This window comes from Geobacillus sp. CCR, from assembly GCF_052906625.1.
In genome coordinates this window covers 120,969-142,904 of sequence record NZ_JBREBQ010000002.1, presented here as the reverse complement: position 1 = coordinate 142,904, position 21,936 = coordinate 120,969, and the positions used below count along the sequence as shown (strand labels likewise).

Sequence of the window (21,936 nt, the reverse complement as noted above, 5' to 3'; positions counted from 1 at the left end):
AAGTAAGCGTACGAACAGCCGTTTTTGCTGTTCGTACGTTTTACATAATGCAGAATATATAGAGGAGTGAGATGAATGGCGAACGAAAAGCAGTATCCGATGACGAAAGAGGGAAAAGAGAAACTGGAACAAGAGCTTGAGTACTTAAAAACGGTCAAGCGGAAAGAAGTGGTGGAGCGCATTAAGATTGCGCGCGGGTTCGGGGATTTGTCGGAAAACTCGGAGTACGATGCTGCCAAAGATGAGCAGGCGTTTGTCGAATCGCGCATCCAAATGCTTGAAAACATGATCCGCAACGCCGTCATCATTGAAGAAGACAAAGAAAACCCGGACGTCGTCTCGCTCGGCAAGTCGGTCACGTTCATTGAACTTCCAGACGGCGAGGAAGAGACGTATACGATCGTCGGCAGCGCTGAAGCCGATCCGTTTGAAGGGAAAATTTCCAACGACTCGCCGATTGCGAAATCTCTTCTCGGCCGCCGCGTCGGCGATGAGGTGACGGTGCAAACGCCGGGCGGGGAAATGCTTGTGAAAATCGTGGCTGTGAAATAAGAAGCAGGAGGCGGCCGACCTGAACAAGCGGCGGTGTGCGAAGCGAAGAAAATTGCCGCCGCTTGACGTTTCAAACGGAAACACCTCGTCAACACTGATGATGAGGTGTTTTCTTTATGTGGAAAAAACGAACGCTTGCCATGCTCGTCCTCATTCAACTGGGCTTGTTGTTGCTTGTCGGGCGATTGGCGCAGATCCAGCTGATTGACGCCGAGTCGTTCGCCAATCATAATTTAATTGCCGAAAGCGTCGCCCAGCGGACACAAGAACTGATCATTGACGACGGGCGCGGCTCGTTCGTCGACCGAAATGGCGCGCCGCTCACGAAGCGATACGTGCCGTCGCTTGTCTTATTCCCGTTTTTAACGACGATGAAATGGCCGATGGAACAAGTCGCCCGCATCACCGGCGTCTCTAAAGAAGAGATCCGCCGCCAGCTTGAGCAGGCGGACGGTCCGTTCGTCTTAGAGAAGGATGGAGAGCCGCTCGCCTTGAGCGCCCAGCAAATGAAGCAAATTAACGATTTGCGCATTCCGGGCGTCTTAGCTGTCAATAAACAATACTCTCTTGAGGTGGTGTACGCTCCGCATTTGCTTGGCTTCACCCGCCCAGATCAGGAGCTCATCAAGAAGCGTTATCCAAAACGGCCGCTGCCGCCAAAGACCGAAGTGGGCATTCAAGGACTTGAGAAGGCGTTTGATGAGTTTTTGCTCGCCGACGGCGAAACGAAGCTGCTTTATCACGTTGACGCCGAAGGGCGGCCGCTGTTTGGGCTCGATGTCAAATACAGCGATACGGGCAACCCGTTTTATCCCGTCACCGTGCAAACGACGCTTGACCGTGACTTGCAGCAAGAGATGGAGCAGATCGTTGACCGATACGGGTTGAAAAAAGGCGGTCTCGTTTTGCTGGATATTGACACAAACAGTGTGCTCGCCATGGTCAGCCGCCCAAACATGGACCCGCGTGATCCGTACAAAAACCGCGGGGCGGAAAACCAAATAGTGTTGCCGCAAATCCCTGGCTCGATTTTTAAAACAGTCATTGCGGCCGCGGCGCTTGATGAGGGGCTCGCCTCGCTTGAGACAACGTTTGACTGCAGCCGAAAAATTGACGGCAAAACCCGCGATGAGGAGCATGATTACGGCATGCTTGATTTAGCGGACAGCTTTGCCGTCAGTTGCAACAATGCTTTCGCCACGCTCGGCAAGCAGTTGATCGAGCACGATCCCGATGCGTTTGAAACGTATGCGAGAAAGCTTGGGCTGTATCCGACGGCCGGCTGGGAAGGGGCGGTGTACCATGAAGAGCATTTCCGTCAGTTCCCGGAGGAGCAGAAGGGAACGATTTGGCATGATCCGCGCGACAAGAGGGTGCCGCTTGCGGTGGCGCAAACGGCGATCGGGCAAAAAAATGTACGCGTCTCGCCGCTTGGCGTCGCCAACATGATGGCGACCATCGCCCGCGGCGGCGAAGCGCTTCAGGTGCGGGCCGTTGACAAAGTGCTGTATAAAAACGGTGCGACCCTCTTTTCGTTTCCGCCTCAACCGGCTTCAGACATGGCGCCGATCGCGCCGCAGACGGCCGAAGAGCTGCAGCGGCTTTTGCGCAGCGTTGTCACCAAAGAGGATGGCACCGGCCGCCGCTTCCGTTCGCTGCCGTATCCGGTCGCCGGCAAATCCGGGACGGCGGAGACAGGAAAAATGGACGGCGGTGCTGAATTCATTAATAAATGGTTTGCTGGCTATTTTCCAGCCGACCGCCCGAAATACGCCCTCGCTGTCGTTGAGCTCGACTGCCCGAGCGGGCGGGCCTCGACGAATGATGTGTTCGCCGCCGCAGTCGAGGCGCTTTATGCTTATGACCACGCCAAAAATGAAGTGAAGTGACGAACCAAATGTAAGGGGAATCCATGTTTCCAGCACGAACATCATCCAAAGAAGGGAGAGGAGACGGTGGCGCAAATGGGGACACGCTTTGCCGCCCGCGCCAAGCGGCGGAGAATCAACCGTTGGCTCAATGGAGCCATTGCCGTTGTCGTGCTGCTCATTTTGATTGTCGGCGGGAACTTGCTGTTTGGCGATCAGCCGAGCGAGAAGGCGGTTGATCGCGAAGCCAAAACAGAAGCGGCCAATGCGAAGCGGGTGGAAGTGGAAACAGGCGAAGCGGCGGCGCCGGCGGAAGCCGAAACGCCCGCCGAGGAAGAAGATGCTGCTTCCACCGATGAAACGAGCGAAGCGGGCATGACAGAAACGCCGGGCCCGCCGGGGTCCAACGTTGAAAAAGAAATCGTCAACCCGGCATGGCAGCCGATCGGTACGACGCAAACGGAGCCGCATGAAACGGTGTTTAAGAAAGATTCGGTCGACTGGAAGGAAATGCTCGATGCCGTCAGCTATGCGACCGGCATCGCCCCGGAGGAGATGATCGTTTGGTTCATCGGCAACAACGGGCCGAACAAAGCAGTCGCGACGATTTCGACGAAAGATCAAACCGCCCATTACAAAGTGTACATTGAATGGGTGACGAACGAAGGCTGGAAGCCGACGAAAGTGCAAAAGTTGAAGCAAAAGCCATAAGCGGCATGATGAGGGGAAGCGGAGATATTCGAAACTTTGGCGGCATCAGTGAAACAATGGCGGTTCATTAGCGGCGGAAAAATACACAGGCGCCCAAAAACGAAGGGCGCCTGTTATTTTTTCGCTTTGAAATGAACGACTGCGCTGTACCACCGCTTTCCGTTTTCCATGACGTGCATTTGATGGGATACATGATGGACGGAAAGCAAGAGCGCCTTGTTATGTTCAATTTGTTCGTTGATTTTTTTCTCGAGCGTCCGCAAGTCGTCCGCTTCAAAAAATTCGATTTTGTCCTCGATCAAATCAAGAGAAATGTTCGGCATCGTTCTTCCTCCTTTCCATTGTCAGTGTAGCAAATTTTCCCGCCCTCATCCACCGGAGTACAAGGGGGAACAATACGAACGAACATGATCGTTGAACAAGGGAAAAACATATGCTACAGTAAGAGCAGGCAATACGAAAAAAACATACTATATTTATAGGAATTATAAACTTTTTTGGGGTGTGACCATATGGGCAGAGAGTTTCTTGACCTGTTTGAGCAATGGGCGGAATCGTATGACCGATCGGTCGAAGGATACGATGAGCAATATCGAGACGTGTTTGCCGGTTATGACCGCATTTTAAGCACGGTCGCCGACAAAGCCGGCCAAGTCGTGCTCGAGTTTGGCGTCGGCACAGGCAACTTGACGAAAAAGCTGCTTGAGCGCGGCAAGCAGGTGTACGGGATCGAGCCATCGGCGCCGATGAGGAAAAAAGCGGCGGAAAAGCTCAGCGGGCGAGCGGTCATTCTGGACGGCGATTTTTTGCAATTTCCGACACCGCCGGAGCCGATCGACACGATCGCCAGCACGTATGCGTTTCATCATTTGACGGATGCGGAAAAAGACGAAGCGCTGGCCAAATATAGTCAATTGCTCCATCCGGGTGGTAAAATAGTGTTTGCCGATACGGCGTTTCGCGACAAAGAGGCGTTCCGCCAGGCGATTGAGGAAGCCCGAGCGCGCGGCTTCCACGATTTGGCCGACGATTTGGAACGCGAATATTATACGACGCTTGACGTATTGGCATCACTGTTTTCCAAGCATGGCTTTTCCGCCTCCTTTGCGCAGCAAAACGCGTTCGTCTGGGTGATGGAGGCGGTGAAACAAACGACATAGAAAGAGGGAGAACGATGAAAGCAGCCATTATTGGAGCCATGGAAGAGGAAGTGGCGATTTTACGTTCGCGCATGGAAGGGCGCGAGGAAACGGTCATCGCCGGGTGCGAATTTTCCAAAGGGCGCCTTGACGGCGTGGAGGCGGTGTTGTTGAAATCCGGGATCGGCAAAGTGAACGCCGCCATGGGAACGACGCTTCTGCTTGATCACTTTCGCCCTGATTTCGTGATCAATACCGGTTCGGCCGGCGGATTTTTGCCTTCGCTTCGTGTCGGAGATCTTGTCATTTCCGAGGAAGTCGTCCATCATGACGTCGATGTGACCGCGTTCGGCTACGCTTACGGGCAAGTGCCTGGCCTGCCGGCGCGCTACCGGGCGGATGAGGCGCTTGTTGAGGCGGCCAAGCAGGCGGCGGCGCGGCTTGATGGCCTGCAGGCAGTGACCGGCTTGATCGCCACCGGCGATTCGTTTATGAACGATCCAAAGCGAGTCGAATTTGTGCGCGGTCAGTTTCCGGAATTGTGCGCCGTCGAAATGGAAGCGGCGGCGATCGCCCAAGTGTGCGTGCAATTTGGAACGCCGTTTGTCATCATCCGGGCGTTGTCTGATATTGCTGGTGAGGAGTCGGACGTGTCGTTTGAACAGTTTTTGGAGACGGCGGCGAAACATTCGGCTGAACTTGTCTTGTCGATGCTTTCCGTTATGAAACAGAAGCGCTATTAAGATGCAGCGAAAAAGCAGCTTGTCTATTTTCTCGACTGTCGAAGGCAAGCCTATGGCTTGCCTCCGTCACGCTAAGGCGTGACGAAAGACCGAACAACGACTCGCTTAAAGACCCATGAATGGGTCTTTAAGCGGTGTTGTTCGGTCACTCGACAGTCGGATGAAATGATCGGCAAAAACGAAAAATGTTAAAGCTTTAAATTGCATCTATATATATATAGACAACAGAACACCGCCGTTTTGCTGCTAAACTGAGCGTGAAGAAACGGAGTGACTTGTATGCGCGTAGCAAAAAGCATCCATGAGTTGATCGGCCATACGCCGGTTGTCGAAATTACGCGCTTCCCCCTCCCGGAAGGCGTTCGGCTGTTCGCCAAGCTTGAATACTTCAATCCTGGCGGAAGCATTAAAGACCGGCTCGGACAAGAGCTGTTGCGCGAGGCGTTTGCATCAGGAAAACTGAAAGAGGGGGGCACGATCATCGAGCCGACGGCCGGCAACACCGGCATCGGTCTGGCGCTGGCGGCGATCGGCAAAAACGTGAACATCATTTTTTGTGTGCCGGAAAAATTCAGCATCGAAAAACAACAGCTGATGAAGGCGCTCGGGGCGCAAATCGTTCATACACCGACTGAAGAGGGAATGGAAGGAGCAATCCGCAAAGCGGAGGAGCTCGCCCGCACGATTCCAGGCGCCTATTGCCCCCAGCAGTTCCAAAACCCGGCCAATCCAAGGACGTATTACAAGACGCTCGGTCCGGAGCTGTGGGACGATTTGGACGGACAGATCGACATTTTTGTCGCCGGCGCCGGCTCCGGCGGCACGTTTATGGGGACAGCGACGTTTTTAAAAGAAAAAAACCCGGCCATTAAAACGGTCATCGTGGAACCGGAAGGCTCGATTTTAGGCGGCGGCAAGCCGGGTCCGCATCGGACGGAAGGGATCGGCATGGAGTTTTTGCCGCCGTTTATGGATCCGGATTATTTTGATGCCATCTACACGATCGCGGACGATGACGCGTTCCGGCGCGTCAGCGAACTCGCGAGACAGGAGGGGCTTTTGGTCGGCAGTTCGTCCGGCGCCGCGTTTCATGCCGCCTTGATGGAAGCAGAGAAGGCAAAGCCAGGGACGAATATCGTCGTCATTTTTCCGGACGGGAGCGAACGCTATTTAAGCAAACACATTTATGAAGGTGGGAGGTAACGATGAGGCGGAAAACAATGCTCATTCATGGCGGCATTCCGGGGGATCCGCATACTGGAGCGGTGTCGGTCCCGATTTATCAAGTGAGTACGTATAAGCAAGAAGAAGTTGGAAAGCATAAAGGGTTTGAATACTCGCGCACCGGCAACCCGACGCGCGCGGCGCTTGAGAAGCTGATCGCTGATCTCGAGGGCGGCGAAGCCGGCTTTGCGTTCGCTTCCGGTATGGCGGCAATTACGGCCGTCATGATGTTGTTTCAAAGCGGCGACCATCTAGTGCTCACTGACGATGTGTACGGCGGCACGTATCGCGTCATGACGAACGTGCTGAATCGGTTCGGGCTTGAGGCGACGTTCGTCGATACGAGCGATGTCGCCAACATCGAGGCGCACATCCGGCCGAATACGAAAGCCATCTATATTGAAACGCCGACGAACCCGCTGTTGAAAATCACTGACTTGCAAGCCGCCGCCGCCATTGCCCGTGCGCATGGGCTGCTATTGATCGTCGATAACACGTTTTCCACTCCGTACTTTCAGACGCCGCTTGAGCTTGGCGCCGATATCGTCATCCATAGCGCGACGAAATATTTAGGCGGCCATAGCGACGTCGTCGCTGGGTTGGCGGTTGTCCGCACGCCGGAGCTTGCCGAGCGGCTCCATTACGTGCAAAATTCAACCGGCGGCGTGCTCGGGCCGCAAGATTCATGGCTATTGATGCGCGGGATGAAAACGCTCGCCGTGCGGATGGAGGAACATGAAGAAAATGCGCGCCAAATCGCTGTTTTTTTGGCTGAACACAAGGCGGTCAAGCGCGTCCATTATCCAGGTCTTCCGGATCATCCGAACCACGAGTTGGCGAAAAAGCAAATGCGCGGATTTGGCGGCATGATTTCGTTTGATGTCGGCAGCTTGGAGCGCGCCGAGAAAGTGCTGTCGCGCGTGCGCTACTTTACGCTTGCCGAAAGCTTAGGGGCGGTCGAAAGTTTAATTTCGTTGCCAGGGAAAATGACGCACGCCTCGATCCCGAAGGAACGGCGCGAACAGCTCGGCATTACCGATGGCCTGATCCGTTTGTCGGTCGGGCTTGAAGATGTCAACGATCTGCTTGACGATTTGGCGAAGGCGCTTGGCTGAAATTGCCGCTCCCCCCTTCTGTCCATGTATGATACAGTGAAAGGGGAGAGGAGGGATCGGGCTTGAACGAGCAGCAACGAAACGAGCTGCGGGCCAAGGCGGGCGACTTTAAAACATACAGCCTCGTCTTGTTCGCGTTTGGAGCGTTTCTCTATTTCGGAACGATCATCCCAGAAGCGGTTGAGACAGCGAAAAAGCCGTTCGCCCTATTGGCAGTCGCCGTCTGTTTTACCGCGTCGCTTTCCTGTTTGCGCCAAGCCGCCCGCTATGCCCGCCGTCTTGAGGAAGAAGAAAAGCGGTTCGAACCGTAAACCTGCCTTTTGGCCGAAAGGCGGGTTTTTGTTTAGCCACCATGCTGGCGTTCAAGGGAAAGCAAGCTTTTTGCCTATTTTGCAAAAAAACGGTTTACAATGGAAATAATTTTGGATATAATTGCCTACGTAGCATCATTTCCAAAGGGAGGTCGAAGACAATGACAATGATGATGTGGACAACAGTAACGCATCCATTCTATCAAACGGCTATTCGACCTTCCGCCGACCGGGAATGAACGTGCACCGATGACGAAAAACAGCGATCAGGCCGCAGAAGGGGAGTAGTCTCGCTTTCTGCGGCCTTTTTGTACGCTTAGCCGCAGAAACGCCTTCCTTCTGCGGTTTTTTTGCATGGAAAGGAGGTGAGGGGGTATGACGATCCATTTGTTTTTTATCACGATCACGATTGAGCGGAGAAAGCCGCGGCAACGGAACATCGAAGAGGAGCGGTTCGCGCGTGCAGCTGAGGAGGAGTTGCTTGACCGCAAATGTTCCGCTCATCAACGGTTGTTTTAAAACAATGGAGATGAAAGGGGAGAAGATTCATGTCAATTGTACCAGTATGGCTTGTGATGTGGATGAAACAGACGGGAGACTCGACTTGACTCAGGCTAAAGGGGGGATATCGGTGCTCCGCGTGCTGTTGTTGACGGTCGAATTTCACGAATTGTTCAAAATGTGGCGGAAGCGCTCCTTGTCTTCTTTGGTAAAATAAAATCTAGAAGAGAAGGTCAAGGAGGGAACGGGGATGTTCGCCATTGTCATGTCGATCATCATTACCGCGTCGATTGCGCTTGTTGTCGCCGCGGAAGTCAGCGTTGAGGCAAGAGCGTAAGCACGGCGGTTCTTCTGCATCGGGAGGGGGATAAGCAGGCGGACCGCATCAGCAGAACGTTGGCATCAATCGTTTTTGATTGGTCAGGTCATTGCCGGCTCATTTCGGGCCGGTCTATTTTTGTCGTAAAGACACGGACAACATCGCCCCTGCATATACATAACGATAGGCGGTTTCCGCCGATGACAGCAGGCGGGGGTGAGAGCATGTCCGGCATTTTCACGGCGTTTACGTTTCTGTTGAAAGAGCTGACGTTTCTTGTCTCGTATATTAAAAACAATGCGTTTCCCCAGCCGTTAAGCGCTCAAGAAGAGGAAAAGTATTTGGCGCTGATGGCAAAAGGCGACGAGCAAGCCCGCAACCGGCTCATCGAACACAACTTGCGCCTTGTTGCCCACATTGTGAAAAAGTTTGAAAATACGGGAGAAGAGGTCGAGGATTTAATCTCCATTGGCACGATCGGCTTGATCAAGGCGATTGAAAGCTATTCGCCGGGCAAAGGAACGAAGCTGGCAACGTATGCGGCTCGATGTATCGAGAACGAAATCCTGATGCACCTGCGTTCATTAAAAAAAACGCGCAAAGACGTCTCGTTGCATGAGCCAATCGGCCAGGACAAAGAAGGAAACGAAATCAGCCTGCTTGATATTTTAAAAGCCGAAGGCGAAGACATCGTCGATGAAATCCACTTGAACATGGAGCTCGAACAAGTCAAACAATATATCAGCGTGCTTGATGAGCGGGAAAAAGAGGTGATCATCAATCGCTTTGGCCTCGGTCGGCAGCGGGAAAAAACGCAGCGTGAAATCGCCAAAGAGCTCGGCATCTCGAGAAGCTATGTCTCGCGCATTGAAAAACGGGCATTAATGAAAATGTTTCACGAGTTTTATCGGCAGGAAAAAGAAAAACGGCGGTCATAACAAAAGCGGGTTGCTGGTGCAGCGACCCGCTTTTTCAGTAGTGGAAGAATAGAAATTATTTTAAAAAACTTAATTCTTTCATTTGTATCCTTTGATGAAGCGATTTCAATCAAAAATATTGACAGATTTTATTTTTAAAAGTAAAATAATTTTGTCGTCTTTTGTCTAAATTTGTCTAAAGGAGGCGAAAAAGCATCATGCGCAAGATCGGCTTGGCATGGCAAATTTTCATCGGCCTTATTCTCGGGATTATGGTTGGGGCCATTTTTTACGGAAGCCCTAAAGTAGCGACGTATTTGCAGCCGATCGGAGATGTTTTTCTCCGTTTAATTAAGATGATCGTCATCCCGATCGTCGTCTCGAGCTTGATTGTCGGCGTCGCCAACGTCGGTGATGTGAAAAAGCTCGGAAAGTTGGGCGGCAAAACGATCCTTTATTTTGAGATCATTACGACGATTGCCATTATCGTCGGCCTCTTGGCAGCGAACATTTTCCAACCAGGCGTCGGCGTCAATATGAAGTCGCTTGAGAAAACGGATATCCAGTCGTATGTCGATACGACGAACGAAGTGCAGCACCATTCGATGGTTGAAACATTTGTCAACATCGTGCCGAAAAACGTGTTTGAAGCGCTGTCGACCGGGAATATGTTGCCGATCATCTTCTTCTCGGTGATGTTCGGGTTGGGCGTAGCCGCGATCGGTGAAAAAGGGAAACCGGTGCTTCGCTTTTTCCAAGGCACAGCGGAAGCGATGTTTTATGTGACGAACCAAGTGATGAAGTTTGCGCCGTTTGGCGTTTTCGCCTTGATCGGCGTGACGGTGTCGAAATTCGGCGTCGCTTCGCTCCTTCCGCTCAGCAAGCTTGTTGTGCTCGTTTATGCGGTCATGGCGTTCTTCGTGTTGGTGGTGCTTGGCGCTGTGGCCAAATTGGTAGGTACAAATATTTTCCATATTATAAAAATCTTAAAGGATGAATTAGTGCTTGCCTATAGCACGTCGAGCTCGGAAACCGTGTTGCCTAAGGTTATGGAAAAAATGGAGAAATTCGGTTGTTCAAAGGCTGTAACATCCTTTGTCGTTCCGACCGGCTATTCGTTCAACTTGGATGGGTCGACGCTCTATCAGGCGCTGGCGGCTGTCTTTATCGCTCAACTGTACGGCATCGACATGCCGATTTCGCAGCAAATCTCGCTTGTGCTCGTTTTAATGGTGACGTCCAAAGGGATTGCCGGTGTCCCAGGCGTATCGTTTGTCGTCTTATTGGCGACGCTTGGCACGGTTGGCATTCCAGTTGAAGGATTGGCGTTTATCGCCGGCATCGACCGCCTTTTGGACATGGCGCGCACAGTGGTCAACGTCATCGGCAACTCGCTGGCGGCGGTTGTGATGTCGAAATGGGAAGGGCAATATAACGAAGAACAAGGAAAACAATACATCGCTGAGCTGCAGCAGCAAAGCGCCTAAGAGAAAAGTGGCTCAGATGTGTTGATTAACCAATAATAACTATGTATATAGATGCAACAAAGAAGTTTAACATATCCTTGACAGAAAAGTGGTTTGCCCATTTTCGACTGTCGAAGGCAAGCGTGTGGCTTGCCTCCGCCACGCCTTAGCGTGACGGAAGACCGAACAACGCCGCTTCACAGACCCATTCATGGGTCTGGAAGCGGCGTTGTTCGGTCACTCGACAGTCGGATGCAATGACCGGCAAAGACGAAAAATGTTAAAGCTTTAAATTGCATCTATATAGATGATCATCGACACTCGTGAAAGCGGCTGAATGATCAGCCGCTTTTCCCGTTTTGTTGGCAAGGAACGTATAGTATAATGAAAAAATGGACAAGGAAGCGAAAGACAAGGAGGAAAAACGGTGCACGAAGTCATTCAATCGATGTTTTCCTTTTTGACCAGTTTAGGCTATGTCGGCATCGCTCTCGCCTTGATGGTGGAAGTGATCCCCAGCGAGATCGTGTTGGCCTATGCCGGTTATTTGGTAGCGCGGGGGGATGTCTCATTTGCTGGGGCCGTGGCAGCTGGGACAATAGGCGGCACGGTGGCGCAGTTGTTTTTGTATTGGATGGGCTACTATGGCGGACGGCCGTTTCTAGATCAGTATGGGAAATATGTATTGATCCAGAAAAAACATTTGGATGTGGCGGAACGCTGGTTTGCGAAATTTGGCCCCGGCGTCATTTTCAGCGCCCGGTTTATCCCCGTTGTCCGCCATGCGATTTCGATCCCCGCCGGCATTGCGCGGATGAAGTGGTTGCCGTTTACGATTTACACGGTGTTGGCCATCATCCCATGGTCCATCTTGTTTATTTGGTTGGGAGAGCAGCTTGGCCAACGATGGCGGCAAATTGACGAGATGGCGGCGCCATACGTCCGACCGGCTATTGCAGCGGGGGTGGCGGTGGCGGCGATTTACATCGTTTGGCAACGACGACGCCGCGCTGCAGATGAAAACGAGCGCATGAAATAGTTGCCCGTCCGCATGCTGTCGGCTATATTTATACATGAACCATCTTTTGGCTAAATTTTTATGAAAAATGAGGGACGAACGTGAAACGTTGGATTATCATTGCGTTGCTATTCGCTGTGGGGCTATGGCTTGTGCCATACAGCGTGCCTCTTCTTTTCGCACTTGCGACCGCGCTTTTGCTCGAGCCGTCCATCCGCCGATTGCAAGAAAACTATAAGCTGAAGCGCGCGCACGCCGTCACGGTGATTTTTTCATTGTTCATCATCATTCTTGGGCTTTCCCTTTACTTTCTAGTCGTGATTTTTGTGCAACAAGTGATGGCGCTCTCGCAAAAACTGCCTTATGTGCTAAACGAAGCGACGAAAGTGCTCGACCGCCTCATTCAAACGTGGCAGTCGTATTCCAGCTCCATTCCGCAGGAAATCATCGATTCGCTTGAACGCGGCGTCAATACCGTCGAGCAAATGCTTTTGTCGTTTGCGACCAACTTGACGCAGTCGCTCGTCCATTATATTGCCGCCATTCCGGCGTTTTTGATTCATTTTTTAGTGTATTTGATCGCACTGTTTCTCATTTGCCTCGATTTGCCGCAGCTGAAGCAAGGCATGCGCCGCTATTTGTCCGAACGGACCGAACAGCGGCTTGGGATGGTCGTCGCCCAGCTGAGCAAAGCGGGGATCGGCTTTTTAAAAGCGCAGTTTTTGCTTAGTTTAATTACGTTTTTCCTCGCGCTGGCTGGCCTTTTCGTGTTGGGGGTCGACTATGCGGCGTTGATGGCGCTGGTCATCGTCGTCGTTGATATTTTGCCGATTTTAGGAACGGGTTCCGTGCTTGTTCCGTGGGGGCTCATCAGCATGGCGAACGGCAACAATACGCTTGGCATCGGGCTCATCGTGCTGTTTGTCGTCATCACCGTCGTGCGCCGGATCATTGAGCCGAAAGTGTTTTCCACCAATTTGGGCATTTCCCCGCTCGCCGCGCTCGTCAGCGTCTATCTGGGGTTTCAGCTGCTTGGCTTTATCGGGTTGTTCGTCGGGCCGGTCGTTGTCATTTTGGTTGAGGCGCTTGCCAAAGCCGGAGTCATTAAATGGACGATCAAGCTTTGATTTTTTCGAATAAAGGTCTTTGCGGACGAAGGAGGAAAAACCGGCGAACCGCCGGTTTTTCTGTTTGGACATGGAAAAGAGAGTTTTGGCAAAGCGACGGCTAAAGAAAACCGCCCGCTGAAGGCGCGGCGGTCACTGAGTGGATGTGGACGAATCATTGACGTCGGTGCGCGGCAAAATTAAAATTTCGACACGCCGGTTTTTCATCCGCCCGGCAGCGGTGGCGTTGGAGGCGATGGGCTTGTATTCGCCATACCCTTTGGCGCTGAAATAGCGCGGATCGAGTTGCTTGTTTTCAAGCAGCACTTTCATGAAATTGACGGCGCGCATGACGCTCAGCTCCCAGTTGGAAGCAAATTTCTCATTATGGATCGGCACGTTGTCCGTATGGCCGCTGATGATGATATTGCGCGGCGGGTTCATGACGAGCAAAGCGGAGATTTCCGCCGCAAGACGCCGGTCTTTCATGCGCACTTCGGCGCTGCCGGAGTCGAATAAAATATCATCCAAAATGGTAATCGCGAGCCCTTCGTCCGTCAAGGAAGTCTGCAGTTTTCCCGTCAGCTTGTTGTCGTGGATGTAGCTGTCGATTTTCGCTTTGATTTGCCCTAATTCTTCTTTTTCCTTTCCGTTTACGGCTGGGGAAGGCTGCTTTGCTTGATGCCGTCCTTCTTCGTCTTGGGCCGGTGGAGTGATCGGCTCGATCGGGCTTTGAAAGTCAAGAACACCCGTTCCGCCGGCAAAGGCGGTGCTAAAGGCGCGCGCAATTTCTTGAAACTTCTTTTGGTCGATTTGGCTGCTCGCAAACAAGACGATGAATAGGGCGAGCAATAGCGTCAATAAATCCGCGTACGGAATCAGCCATGCCTCGCTCATATGGTCGTCATGCTTGTTCTTTTTTTTCTTAGCCATTGGCCGTTTCCCCTTGCACCAGCGCTTGGCGCCGCTCGTTTTCCGGCAAGTATGAGGCGAGTTTTTGTTCGATCATGCGCGGGGCTTGTCCTTCCAAAATGGACAGCACCCCTTCAATCATGATGTAGCGCACGCGCGCCTCTTCCTTCGATTTCCGCCGCAGTTTGTTGGCAAACGGATGCCAAAGCACATAGCCGGTGAAAATGCCGAGCATCGTGGCGACAAAAGCGGCGCTGATCGCCTTGCCGAGCTCGGCGATGTTTTCCATATTGCCAAGGGCGGCAATCAGGCCGATGACGGCCCCAAGCACCCCGAGCGTCGGCGCGTACGTGCCTGCTTGGGAAAAAATCGCGGCATTCGCTTCGTGGCGCTCTTCCATGGCGACGATTTCCTCTGTCATGACATCCCGGATGAACTCTTGCGTTTGCCCATCGATTGCCATGCTGAGTCCGTTGCGCAAAAACGGGTCGTCAATGTCGTCCAATTTCGCCTCGAGCGCCAGCAGCCCTTCGCGGCGGGCGATATTCGCCCAATCGACGAACAGCGGAATCAGTTGTTCGACCGTCGGCGTCGTTGATTCCGTGAAAATGACTTTGAAAAGCTTTGGCACTTTTTTAATTTCGTGCGTCGGAAAGGCGATGACGACCGCTGCCGCCGTCCCGACGAGAATGATGAGGATGGCGGCCGGATTGATCAATACAGCAGGCGAAACGCCCTTAAAGTACATGCCCAGCCCGACGGCAATGACACCAAGGATGATGCCGATGACCGATGTTTTGTCCAAATGAATCCCCCCGCTTTTTCCATACGAACGATCTACGCCATTGGGCGTTTTTATGAAGAAACCATATTTATCATATACTGAATATAGGAGGTTGAAAAGGGAAAAAGGTGTGACATGAGACGCAAAAAGCCGCCCGCTCCATTAGGATGACGGAAAGGGCAGCTCCGATGATCATCATATTTTTTTCAGTTTAAACGTGCCGACCATTAAAAACGATAAAATGAGCGCCAAAAACATAAACGATTGCGGCGGGAAGTACGGGATGGCTAAATAGCCGAGCGTCATCAGCACCCCGGCGGCGGTGATCGGCAGCCCCGCAAAGTAGCCGTTGTTTTCTGTGATGTTGAAGCGAGCGAGGCGGAAGGCGCCGCAAGCGATGTACAAAACGGTGAATACCGCGCCGGGCGCGCCGAACTCATGGAACAAGCCTTGGTACATCAGCAAGGCGGGAGCGACGCCGAAGGAGACGATGTCGCTCATCGAATCGAGCTGCTTGCCAAGTTCGGATTCAATGTTCATCTTGCGCGCCACAGCGCCGTCAAAGCGATCGACAAACGCTGCTAAAAAAACGAGCAGCACGCTCATATGAAGCTGCCCTTTCAGCGTAGCCAGGACGGAAAAGCCGCCAAGCGACAGGTTTGTCATCGTCAAAATGTTTGCCACGTTTGCTTTCAGCTTTTTTAACGTATAATCTAAATAGTCCGATAAGAACAAGTTTCCCCACTCCTTTTCCAACAGAAAACGCCAAAAGAAAATTCTACTACCATTATACTCATTTTGGCGGTAATATGGAAGGTAGTAACGAATGGCGATGTTGCGCTACTGGAGGGAACGTGCTTGCGAAAATGGCTTTATCGTTTGTTCATCGAGCTGACCAATCACTCGCTTTCTTCAAAGCTGCTCGCTTCGTTTGCCAAATCGCGACTCAGCGGGCTATTGATATCATCGTATGCAAAAATTTATCATATTAACCAAGACGAAATGGAAAAAAGCTTAAAAAATTATAAGACGTTGCAGCAACTGTTCGTCCGCCGGCTGAAGGCTGGGGTGAGGCCGGTCGACGCTGATGAGCATACGGTCGTCAGCCCGGTCGACGCCGTCATTGAAGACATGGGCACGATTCGAGAAAACTGCGAAATGATCGTCAAGGGAAAGCCGTATTCCATTGCAGAAATGCTCGGCAGCGTTGAAGCGGCACAACCGTATGTGAACGGGTTCTTTTTTATTCTGTATTTAAGCCCGAGTCATTATCACCGCATCCACAGCCCAATATCTGGAGTGATCGAAAAGCAGTGGGCGCTCGGCCGCAAGTCGTATCCGGTCAACCGTCTTGGCTTAAAATATGGGCGTCGGCCGCTCGAGAAAAATTACCGCCTCATCACCGAGGTCACAGCCGGCGGCAAGCGCTTGGCGATCGTGAAAATCGGCGCCATGTTCGTCAACAGCATTGAATTGACCCATGAGGGTGAGCAGCTTGTAAAAGGAGAGGAAATGGCGTATTTTTCGTTCGGTTCAACGGTCGTCTTGCTGTTTGAACGCGGAAGTTTCGCCCCTGACCCGCGCATTGTTGCGCCCATGCCGATCAAAGTCGGCGAGCGGCTCGGCTATTGGTGCGAGGCGCATGAGCGCTAAGGCTTTCCGAAACAAAAAAAGCCCGAAGGCCTTCGCTTATGAGGACAGCTTAATTTTGTGGGTCAATGAACGGCGCTGGATTTCTTTTTCAATCAACTCGATGAATTCCGGGCTGAGGTTGAGTTCTTTCGCCTTGAAGTACGACTCGATCAACAGCTCGTCGGACAAATGTTTCATCGGGGGCGTCCTCCTTTTTTGGATGGAATATGCCAAACATGTCATACATATAATGGTAGGTTACTTACAATGTACCATGACTTGTGAAAGAGAACAACCGTTCTGTTATCCACAGGAAGCGGTGGATAACATGTGGAAAACATGTTTATAAAGAGTAGGAAGTGTGATGGCCAGCTTGTGTATAATGTGGGCAACAGTTATCCACAAGATGGAGAGATGCAAAATTTGTCGAAAATTTTTTCTGTTTATCATTGGCAAACTTTGTTTTGAAACAAACGATCAAATTCGCTATGATGGGAAAAGCAAATGGAAAGGCGGGTGTCCGGCATGCTTCACTACTTTTTGCCAAGCCAGTTTGCCAAGCGTGTGATCGACATTACTCCGGATGAGCTGAAACAAAAAGGGGTCAAAGGGATCATCACCGATCTGGACAATACGCTCGTTGAATGGGATCGGCCGAGCGCCACCCCGGAGCTGGCCGCATGGTTTGATGCGATGAAGCAGGCGGGCATTAAGGTCGTCATCGTATCGAATAATAATAAACAACGCGTGCAGTCGTTTGCTGAGCCGCTTGGCATCCCGTTCATCTTTGAAGCGCACAAACCGCTGACACGCGCGTTTTTGCAGGCATTAAAGATGATGGAGCTTAAGAAAGAGGAAGTCGTCGTCATCGGCGATCAGTTGCTGACTGATGTGCTTGGGGGCAACCGGCTCGGACTGAACACGATTTTAGTCGTCCCGGTCGCCCAGACGGACGGATTATGGACGCGTTTCAATCGAAAAATGGAGCGGAGAATTTTAAAGGTGATGCGCAAAAAAGGGATGATTTACTGGGAGGAATGATCGTGGAGCCACAACTGCGTTGCATCGGCTGCGGAGCGGCCATTCAGTTTGACGATCCGAAAAAGGCGGGCTATGCGCCGAAAAGCGTGCTCGAAAAAGACGAGGAAGAAATCATTTGCCAGCGCTGCTTCCGCTTGAAACATTACAACGAAGTGCAAGACGTGCCGCTTGATGACAGCGATTTTTTAAACATGCTGCACCGCATCGGGGAATCGAAGGCGCTTGTCGTCAACATCGTCGACATTTTCGATTTCAACGGCAGCTGGATTCCTGGCTTGCCGCGGTTTGCGGCCGAGAATCCGATTTTGCTTGTCGGCAACAAGGCGGATTTATTGCCGAGGTCGGTCAAATACCCGAAGCTGCTGCGCTGGATGCGCCGCATGGCGGAAGAGCTCGGGCTGCGTCCGGTTGACGTCTGCCTTGTCAGCGCAGCGAAAGGAATTGGCATGGCGAAGGTGATGGAAGCGATCAATCGCTACCGTGAGGGCGGCGATGTCTACGTCGTCGGCTGCACGAATGTCGGCAAGTCGACGTTCATCAATCGGATCATTGAAGAGGCGACCGGCAAAGGGAATGTGATTACCACGTCATATTTCCCGGGGACGACACTCGATATGATCGAAATTCCGCTTGAGGGTGGAGCGACGCTGTATGATACGCCGGGGATCATCAACCATCACCAAATGGCGCACTTTGTTGATGCGCGCGATTTGAAGATCATTACGCCGAAGCGGGAAATCCATCCGCGCGTTTATCAGCTCAACGAAGGGCAGACGCTCTTTTTCGGAGGCTTGGCCCGCCTCGATTACATCAAAGGCGGGCGCCGCTCGTTCGTCTGCTACATGGCCAATGAGTTGACGGTTCATCGGACGAAGTTGGAAAAAGCCGACTCCCTTTATGCCAATCAGCTTGGCGATTTGCTGTCGCCGCCAAACAAACGCTATGCCGCTGAATTTCCGCCGCTTGTGCCGCGCTCGCTGTCTGTCAAAGAGCGGAAGACGGACATCGTTTTTTCCGGACTCGGCTGGGTGACGTGCAACGACCCGGGTGCCCAGCTCGTCGTCCATGCTCCAAAAGGGGTCGACGTATTTATCCGTCAATCGTTGATTTAATGGAAAGCGGGAGGGGAGAAACGTGGAAAAGGTATACGGGTTGATTGGGTTTCCCGTCGAGCACTCGCTGTCGCCGCTCATGCATAATGATGCATTCGCCCGTTTGGGCATTCCGGCGCGCTATCATTTGTTTTCCGTCGAACCGGGGCAAGTCGGTGCGGCGATCGCTGGCGTGCGGGCGCTCGGCATCGCCGGGGTGAACGTGACGATTCCGCACAAACTGGCGGTCATTCCGTTTTTGGACGAAGTGGACGAACATGCGCGCCGCATCGGGGCGGTCAATACGATCATCAACAATGACGGCCGGCTCGTCGGCTATAATACAGACGGGCTCGGTTATGTCCAAGCGTTGGAAGAGGAAATGAACATCACCTTGGACGGCAAGCGGATTTTGGTGATCGGCGCTGGCGGCGGGGCGCGCGGCATTTACTTTTCGTTGCTGTCGACGGCAGCCGAGCGCATCGATATGGCCAACCGGACGGTGGAAAAAGCGGAGCGGCTCGTCCGCGAAGGGGACGAGCGCCGCTCGGCGTATTTTTCACTCGCCGAGGCCGAAACGCGGCTGGCCGAATACGATATTATCATCAATACCACTTCTGTCGGCATGCATCCGCGTGTCGAGGTGCAGCCGCTTTCTCTTGAACGGCTGCGCCCAGGGGTGATCGTTTCCGATATTATTTACAATCCACTGGAAACAAAATGGCTGAAAGAAGCGAAAGCCCGCGGCGCCCGTGTGCAAAACGGCGTCGGCATGCTCGTATACCAAGGGGCGCTAGCGTTCGAAAAGTGGACCGGCCAATGGCCGGATGTCAACCGGATGAAACAGCTTGTCATCGAAGCGTTAAGGAGGTAACATATGCTAACGGGAAAGCAAAAACGGTTTTTGCGCGCTCAAGCCCATCATTTGAAACCGATTTTCCAAGTCGGCAAAGGCGGCGTGACGGAAGCGATGACCGAACAAATTGCGGCGGCGCTCGAAGCGCGCGAGCTGTTGAAAGTGAGCGTTTTGCAAAACTGTGAAGAAGACCGCTGCACCGTCGCCGAGCAGCTCGCGGCTGGAACGGGGGCGGAAGTCGTGCAAGTGATCGGCAATACGATCGTCTTATACAAAGAATCGAAGGAGCATAAACAAATCGTTCTGCCTGATTGACAATGGGAGCAGCCACGGCAGGCGGCGGGAGGAAAGAAGATGGGAAAAATCGGGATTTTCGGCGGCACGTTTGATCCGCCTCATTACGGTCATTTGCTCATGGCGAATGAAGTGCTTGACGCCCTTCAGTTGTCAGAAATTTGGTTTCTGCCCAACCGCCTTCCTCCCCATAAGCAGCACGAACAAGTGACCAAAAGCGAAGACCGGCTGCGCATGCTCGAGTTGGCAGTGGCTGGCCATCCGCGCTTTCATATTGAGACGATCGAACTCGAGCGGGAAGGGCCTTCGTATACGTACGATACGATCCGGCAGCTTGTCGCGATGCATCCCAATGACGAGTTTTATTTCATCATCGGCGCCGATATGGTCGAATATTTGCCCCATTGGCACCGCATCGATGAGCTCATCGAGTTGGTGACGTTTGTTGGCGTCAAGCGGCCGGGGTTTTCCATGGAAACGCCGTATCCGGTCATCGAAGTTGAGGCGCCGCAGTTTGCCGTTTCTTCCTCGCTCATCCGCGAGCGGGTGCGGAACGGGCAGACGATTCGCTATCTTGTGCCGGAAGGCGTTAGACTTTATATTGAGGAGAAGGGGCTATATGGAGCGAGAACAGGCGTTACTGATCGTGAAACAACAGCTGACAGAGCAGCGCTACGAGCATACGCTTGGCGTTGTCGAGACCGCTGTTAAGCTCGCCAGGCAATACGGCGCCGACGCGAAAAAGGCGGAACTGGCGGCGATTTTCCACGACTATGCCAAATTCCGTCCGGTCGAGGAAATGAAACAAATCATTTTGGCGCAAAATATGCCCAACGATTTGCTTGCTTACAACAGTGAGCTATGGCATGCGCCCGTTGGCGCCTATTTGGTGCAGACAGAAGTCGGCATCGACGATCCGGAGGTGCTGGATGCCATTCGCTACCATACGTCCGGGAGGGCGGGAATGACGGTGCTTGAAAAAATTATTTATTTGGCCGACTATATTGAACCAGGGCGCCGCTTCCCCGGCGTCGACGACGTACGGCGCTTGGCGGAAGAAGACCTCAACCGGGCGCTTTTGCAGGCGGTGAAAAATACGATCGCGTTTTTGCTTGAGAAGCGCCAGCTCATTTATCCAGATACGATTCATGCGTACAATTCACTCATGCGTGAAGTGAAGGGGGAAGCAAAACGGTGACGGAACAAGAGGCGTTGCAGCTTGTCGTCCGCGCGGCGGATGATAAAAAGGCGGAACAAATTGTCGTCTTGAACATGAAAGGCATTTCGCTTGTCGCCGATTATTTTGTCATTTGCCATGGCAATTCGGACAAACAAGTGCAGGCCATCGCCCGCGAAATTCAAGACCAAGCGGAAGAACACGGCCTAGTGGTGAAGCGGGTTGAAGGATTCCATGAGGCGAAATGGGTGCTTGTCGACTTGGGCGACATCGTTGTGCATGTTTTTGCCAAAGAGGAGCGCGAGTATTACAACCTCGAACGGCTCTGGGGGGACGCCCCGACGGAAGACGTCGCGGCTGTGTTGCAGCCATGACGTACGGCCGCTTCGCCGACTGGTATGATGCGCTCATGGCTGAGGCGCCGTATGACGCATGGCAATCGTTTGTTGAACGGGCATTCGCCCAATACACCAAACGGCCGGGGAGACGGGTCATTGACATCGGCTGCGGGACGGGAGAGCTTGCCATCCGCCTTGCCAAGGCCGGATGGCAAGTATCCGGCGTTGATCTCTCTGAACATATGCTCGCCGTCGCCCAGGCGAAAGCCGAAGCGGAGGGAGTGGAGGTGCCGTTTTTCGAGCAAAACATGGCGGAGCTCGACGGGTTTTCTGATCTGGATGGCGCCTTCCTGTTTTGCGATGCTCTCAACTATTTAACGAATGAAGAGGATGTGAAGCGGACGTTCGCCGCCGTCTCCCGCGCCCTTGGCGGCGGCGGGCTGCTTTTGTTTGATGTCCATTCGGTCTACAAAATGGACGTCCTGTTCCGCGACGCCGTGTTTGCGGACCAGGATGACGACCTCAGCTACATATGGATGTGCCATCCGCTTGACTGGCCGCACAGCGTCGGGCATGAATTAACCTTTTTCGTCCGCCGCGGCGATCTATACGAACGTTTCGACGAATGGCACGAACAGCGTACGTTCGAGCGCGCCGTCTATGAGCGATGGCTCGAATCCGCTGGCTTCGAGGTGCTTGAAGTGACCGCCGATTTCACCGATGCGCCCCCGACCGAGACGGCGGAGCGGTTGTTTTTCGTCGCGCGGAAGCGGTGAGGGGCGAAGAGCGAGAAATCATAAATCATAAAAAGAAACGTGGAT

Annotated in this window: 27 protein-coding genes; 22 read left to right on the top strand and 5 right to left on the bottom strand. The window is 52.7% G+C overall.

Annotated features, from left to right (window positions below; genetic code table 11):
* Positions 1–75: 75 nt before the first annotated feature.
* The 3 genes from greA (at position 76) to ACVBDQ_RS01985 (ending at position 3,131) form a co-directional block, all read left to right on the top strand.
* Entirely contained in the window at positions 76–552 is a 477-nt protein-coding gene (gene greA, locus ACVBDQ_RS01995) for a transcription elongation factor GreA (RefSeq protein ID WP_011232025.1), read from the top strand.
* Between the two features lie 116 nt (positions 553–668).
* Complete coding sequence (locus tag ACVBDQ_RS01990; protein WP_042380626.1) at positions 669–2,441, top strand: peptidoglycan D,D-transpeptidase FtsI family protein; 1,773 nt, start codon at positions 669–671, stop codon at positions 2,439–2,441.
* A gap of 66 nt (positions 2,442–2,507) precedes the next feature.
* Entirely contained in the window at positions 2,508–3,131 is a 624-nt protein-coding gene (locus ACVBDQ_RS01985; RefSeq protein ID WP_014196395.1) for a YrrS family protein, read from the top strand.
* A gap of 113 nt (positions 3,132–3,244) precedes the next feature.
* Here the strand turns inward: ACVBDQ_RS01985 and ACVBDQ_RS01980 are convergent, their stop codons facing one another.
* Positions 3,245–3,454 (bottom strand): YrzA family protein, encoded by a 210-nt coding sequence (locus ACVBDQ_RS01980; RefSeq protein WP_011232022.1) that lies wholly within the window; start codon positions 3,452–3,454, stop codon positions 3,245–3,247.
* 189 nt (positions 3,455–3,643) lie between these two features.
* Here ACVBDQ_RS01980 and ACVBDQ_RS01975 point away from each other — a divergent pair, with 189 nt between their 5' ends.
* The 10 genes from ACVBDQ_RS01975 to ytvI all read left to right on the top strand — a co-directional run bounded on the left by ACVBDQ_RS01975 (position 3,644) and on the right by ytvI (position 13,011).
* On the top strand, positions 3,644–4,291 hold the full coding sequence (locus tag ACVBDQ_RS01975; RefSeq protein ID WP_011232021.1) for a class I SAM-dependent methyltransferase: 648 nt from the start codon (positions 3,644–3,646) through the stop codon (positions 4,289–4,291).
* Between the two features lie 14 nt (positions 4,292–4,305).
* On the top strand, positions 4,306–5,013 hold the full coding sequence (gene mtnN / locus ACVBDQ_RS01970) for a 5'-methylthioadenosine/S-adenosylhomocysteine nucleosidase (RefSeq protein WP_021322000.1): 708 nt from the start codon (positions 4,306–4,308) through the stop codon (positions 5,011–5,013).
* 279 nt (positions 5,014–5,292) lie between these two features.
* Positions 5,293–6,216 (top strand): PLP-dependent cysteine synthase family protein, encoded by a 924-nt coding sequence (locus tag ACVBDQ_RS01965; protein ID WP_011232019.1) that lies wholly within the window; start codon positions 5,293–5,295, stop codon positions 6,214–6,216.
* A gap of 2 nt (positions 6,217–6,218) precedes the next feature.
* Entirely contained in the window at positions 6,219–7,352 is a 1,134-nt protein-coding gene (locus tag ACVBDQ_RS01960) for a bifunctional cystathionine gamma-lyase/homocysteine desulfhydrase (protein ID WP_011232018.1), read from the top strand.
* 62 nt (positions 7,353–7,414) lie between these two features.
* Positions 7,415–7,663: a YrhC family protein gene (locus tag ACVBDQ_RS01955; RefSeq protein ID WP_020278374.1), complete on the top strand. Its 249-nt coding sequence runs from the start codon at positions 7,415–7,417 to the stop codon at positions 7,661–7,663.
* 375 nt (positions 7,664–8,038) lie between these two features.
* Positions 8,039–8,182, top strand: a complete 144-nt coding sequence (locus tag ACVBDQ_RS01950) for a YrzI family small protein (RefSeq protein WP_011232016.1) — start codon at positions 8,039–8,041, stop codon at positions 8,180–8,182.
* 525 nt (positions 8,183–8,707) lie between these two features.
* Positions 8,708–9,421: an RNA polymerase sporulation sigma factor SigK gene (gene sigK, locus ACVBDQ_RS01945; protein WP_020278372.1), complete on the top strand. Its 714-nt coding sequence runs from the start codon at positions 8,708–8,710 to the stop codon at positions 9,419–9,421.
* A gap of 197 nt (positions 9,422–9,618) precedes the next feature.
* Complete coding sequence (locus tag ACVBDQ_RS01940; RefSeq protein ID WP_011232012.1) at positions 9,619–10,887, top strand: cation:dicarboxylate symporter family transporter; 1,269 nt, start codon at positions 9,619–9,621, stop codon at positions 10,885–10,887.
* A 406-nt stretch (positions 10,888–11,293) separates the two neighbouring features.
* Positions 11,294–11,905: a DedA family protein gene (locus ACVBDQ_RS01935; RefSeq protein WP_047758444.1), complete on the top strand. Its 612-nt coding sequence runs from the start codon at positions 11,294–11,296 to the stop codon at positions 11,903–11,905.
* Positions 11,906–11,985: 80 nt separating this feature from the next.
* Positions 11,986–13,011, top strand: coding sequence for a sporulation integral membrane protein YtvI (gene ytvI / locus ACVBDQ_RS01930; RefSeq protein WP_011232010.1), 1,026 nt, complete (start codon positions 11,986–11,988; stop codon positions 13,009–13,011).
* A gap of 132 nt (positions 13,012–13,143) precedes the next feature.
* On the opposite strand, the gene motB is transcribed toward ytvI, so the two are convergent.
* From motB to pssA, 3 genes are all read right to left on the bottom strand, one after another.
* A complete protein-coding gene (gene motB / locus ACVBDQ_RS01925) occupies positions 13,144–13,923 on the bottom strand; it encodes a flagellar motor protein MotB (protein ID WP_013524187.1) in 780 nt (259 codons plus the stop codon).
* On the bottom strand, positions 13,916–14,707 hold the full coding sequence (motA, locus tag ACVBDQ_RS01920; RefSeq protein WP_011232008.1) for a flagellar motor stator protein MotA: 792 nt from the start codon (positions 14,705–14,707) through the stop codon (positions 13,916–13,918). Before motA ends, motB begins: the two co-directional genes overlap by 8 nt.
* A 174-nt stretch (positions 14,708–14,881) precedes the next feature.
* Positions 14,882–15,421: a CDP-diacylglycerol--serine O-phosphatidyltransferase gene (gene pssA, locus ACVBDQ_RS01915; protein ID WP_014196390.1), complete on the bottom strand. Its 540-nt coding sequence runs from the start codon at positions 15,419–15,421 to the stop codon at positions 14,882–14,884.
* A 123-nt stretch (positions 15,422–15,544) separates the two neighbouring features.
* Between pssA and ACVBDQ_RS01910 the strand changes: the two genes are divergently transcribed.
* Positions 15,545–16,339 (top strand): phosphatidylserine decarboxylase, encoded by a 795-nt coding sequence (locus ACVBDQ_RS01910; protein ID WP_011232006.1) that lies wholly within the window; start codon positions 15,545–15,547, stop codon positions 16,337–16,339.
* A gap of 36 nt (positions 16,340–16,375) precedes the next feature.
* On the opposite strand, the gene sda is transcribed toward ACVBDQ_RS01910, so the two are convergent.
* Entirely contained in the window at positions 16,376–16,516 is a 141-nt protein-coding gene (sda, locus tag ACVBDQ_RS01905) for a sporulation histidine kinase inhibitor Sda (RefSeq protein ID WP_008879941.1), read from the bottom strand.
* Between the two features lie 327 nt (positions 16,517–16,843).
* Here sda and ACVBDQ_RS01900 point away from each other — a divergent pair, with 327 nt between their 5' ends.
* The 8 genes from ACVBDQ_RS01900 to ACVBDQ_RS01865 are packed head-to-tail and all read left to right on the top strand — an operon-like array spanning position 16,844 to position 21,891.
* On the top strand, positions 16,844–17,359 hold the full coding sequence (locus ACVBDQ_RS01900; protein ID WP_328091316.1) for a YqeG family HAD IIIA-type phosphatase: 516 nt from the start codon (positions 16,844–16,846) through the stop codon (positions 17,357–17,359).
* A gap of 2 nt (positions 17,360–17,361) precedes the next feature.
* Positions 17,362–18,471: a ribosome biogenesis GTPase YqeH gene (yqeH, locus tag ACVBDQ_RS01895; RefSeq protein ID WP_011232004.1), complete on the top strand. Its 1,110-nt coding sequence runs from the start codon at positions 17,362–17,364 to the stop codon at positions 18,469–18,471.
* Positions 18,472–18,493: 22 nt separating this feature from the next.
* A complete protein-coding gene (aroE, locus tag ACVBDQ_RS01890) occupies positions 18,494–19,324 on the top strand; it encodes a shikimate dehydrogenase (protein WP_011232003.1) in 831 nt (276 codons plus the stop codon).
* A 3-nt stretch (positions 19,325–19,327) separates the two neighbouring features.
* Positions 19,328–19,621, top strand: coding sequence for a ribosome assembly RNA-binding protein YhbY (yhbY, locus tag ACVBDQ_RS01885; RefSeq protein ID WP_014196388.1), 294 nt, complete (start codon positions 19,328–19,330; stop codon positions 19,619–19,621).
* Between the two features lie 39 nt (positions 19,622–19,660).
* Positions 19,661–20,311 (top strand): nicotinate-nucleotide adenylyltransferase, encoded by a 651-nt coding sequence (locus ACVBDQ_RS01880; RefSeq protein WP_011232001.1) that lies wholly within the window; start codon positions 19,661–19,663, stop codon positions 20,309–20,311.
* Positions 20,220–20,798 carry a bis(5'-nucleosyl)-tetraphosphatase (symmetrical) YqeK gene (gene yqeK / locus ACVBDQ_RS01875; RefSeq protein ID WP_011232000.1) on the top strand — a complete coding sequence of 193 codons (579 nt, stop codon included), beginning with the start codon at positions 20,220–20,222 and terminating at the stop codon, positions 20,796–20,798. The genes ACVBDQ_RS01880 and yqeK overlap by 92 nt, the downstream gene beginning before the upstream one ends.
* A complete protein-coding gene (rsfS, locus tag ACVBDQ_RS01870) occupies positions 20,795–21,151 on the top strand; it encodes a ribosome silencing factor (RefSeq protein ID WP_011231999.1) in 357 nt (118 codons plus the stop codon). Before yqeK ends, rsfS begins: the two co-directional genes overlap by 4 nt.
* Positions 21,148–21,891, top strand: coding sequence for a class I SAM-dependent DNA methyltransferase (locus ACVBDQ_RS01865; protein ID WP_014196386.1), 744 nt, complete (start codon positions 21,148–21,150; stop codon positions 21,889–21,891). The genes rsfS and ACVBDQ_RS01865 overlap by 4 nt, the downstream gene beginning before the upstream one ends.
* Positions 21,892–21,936: the final 45 nt, after the last annotated feature.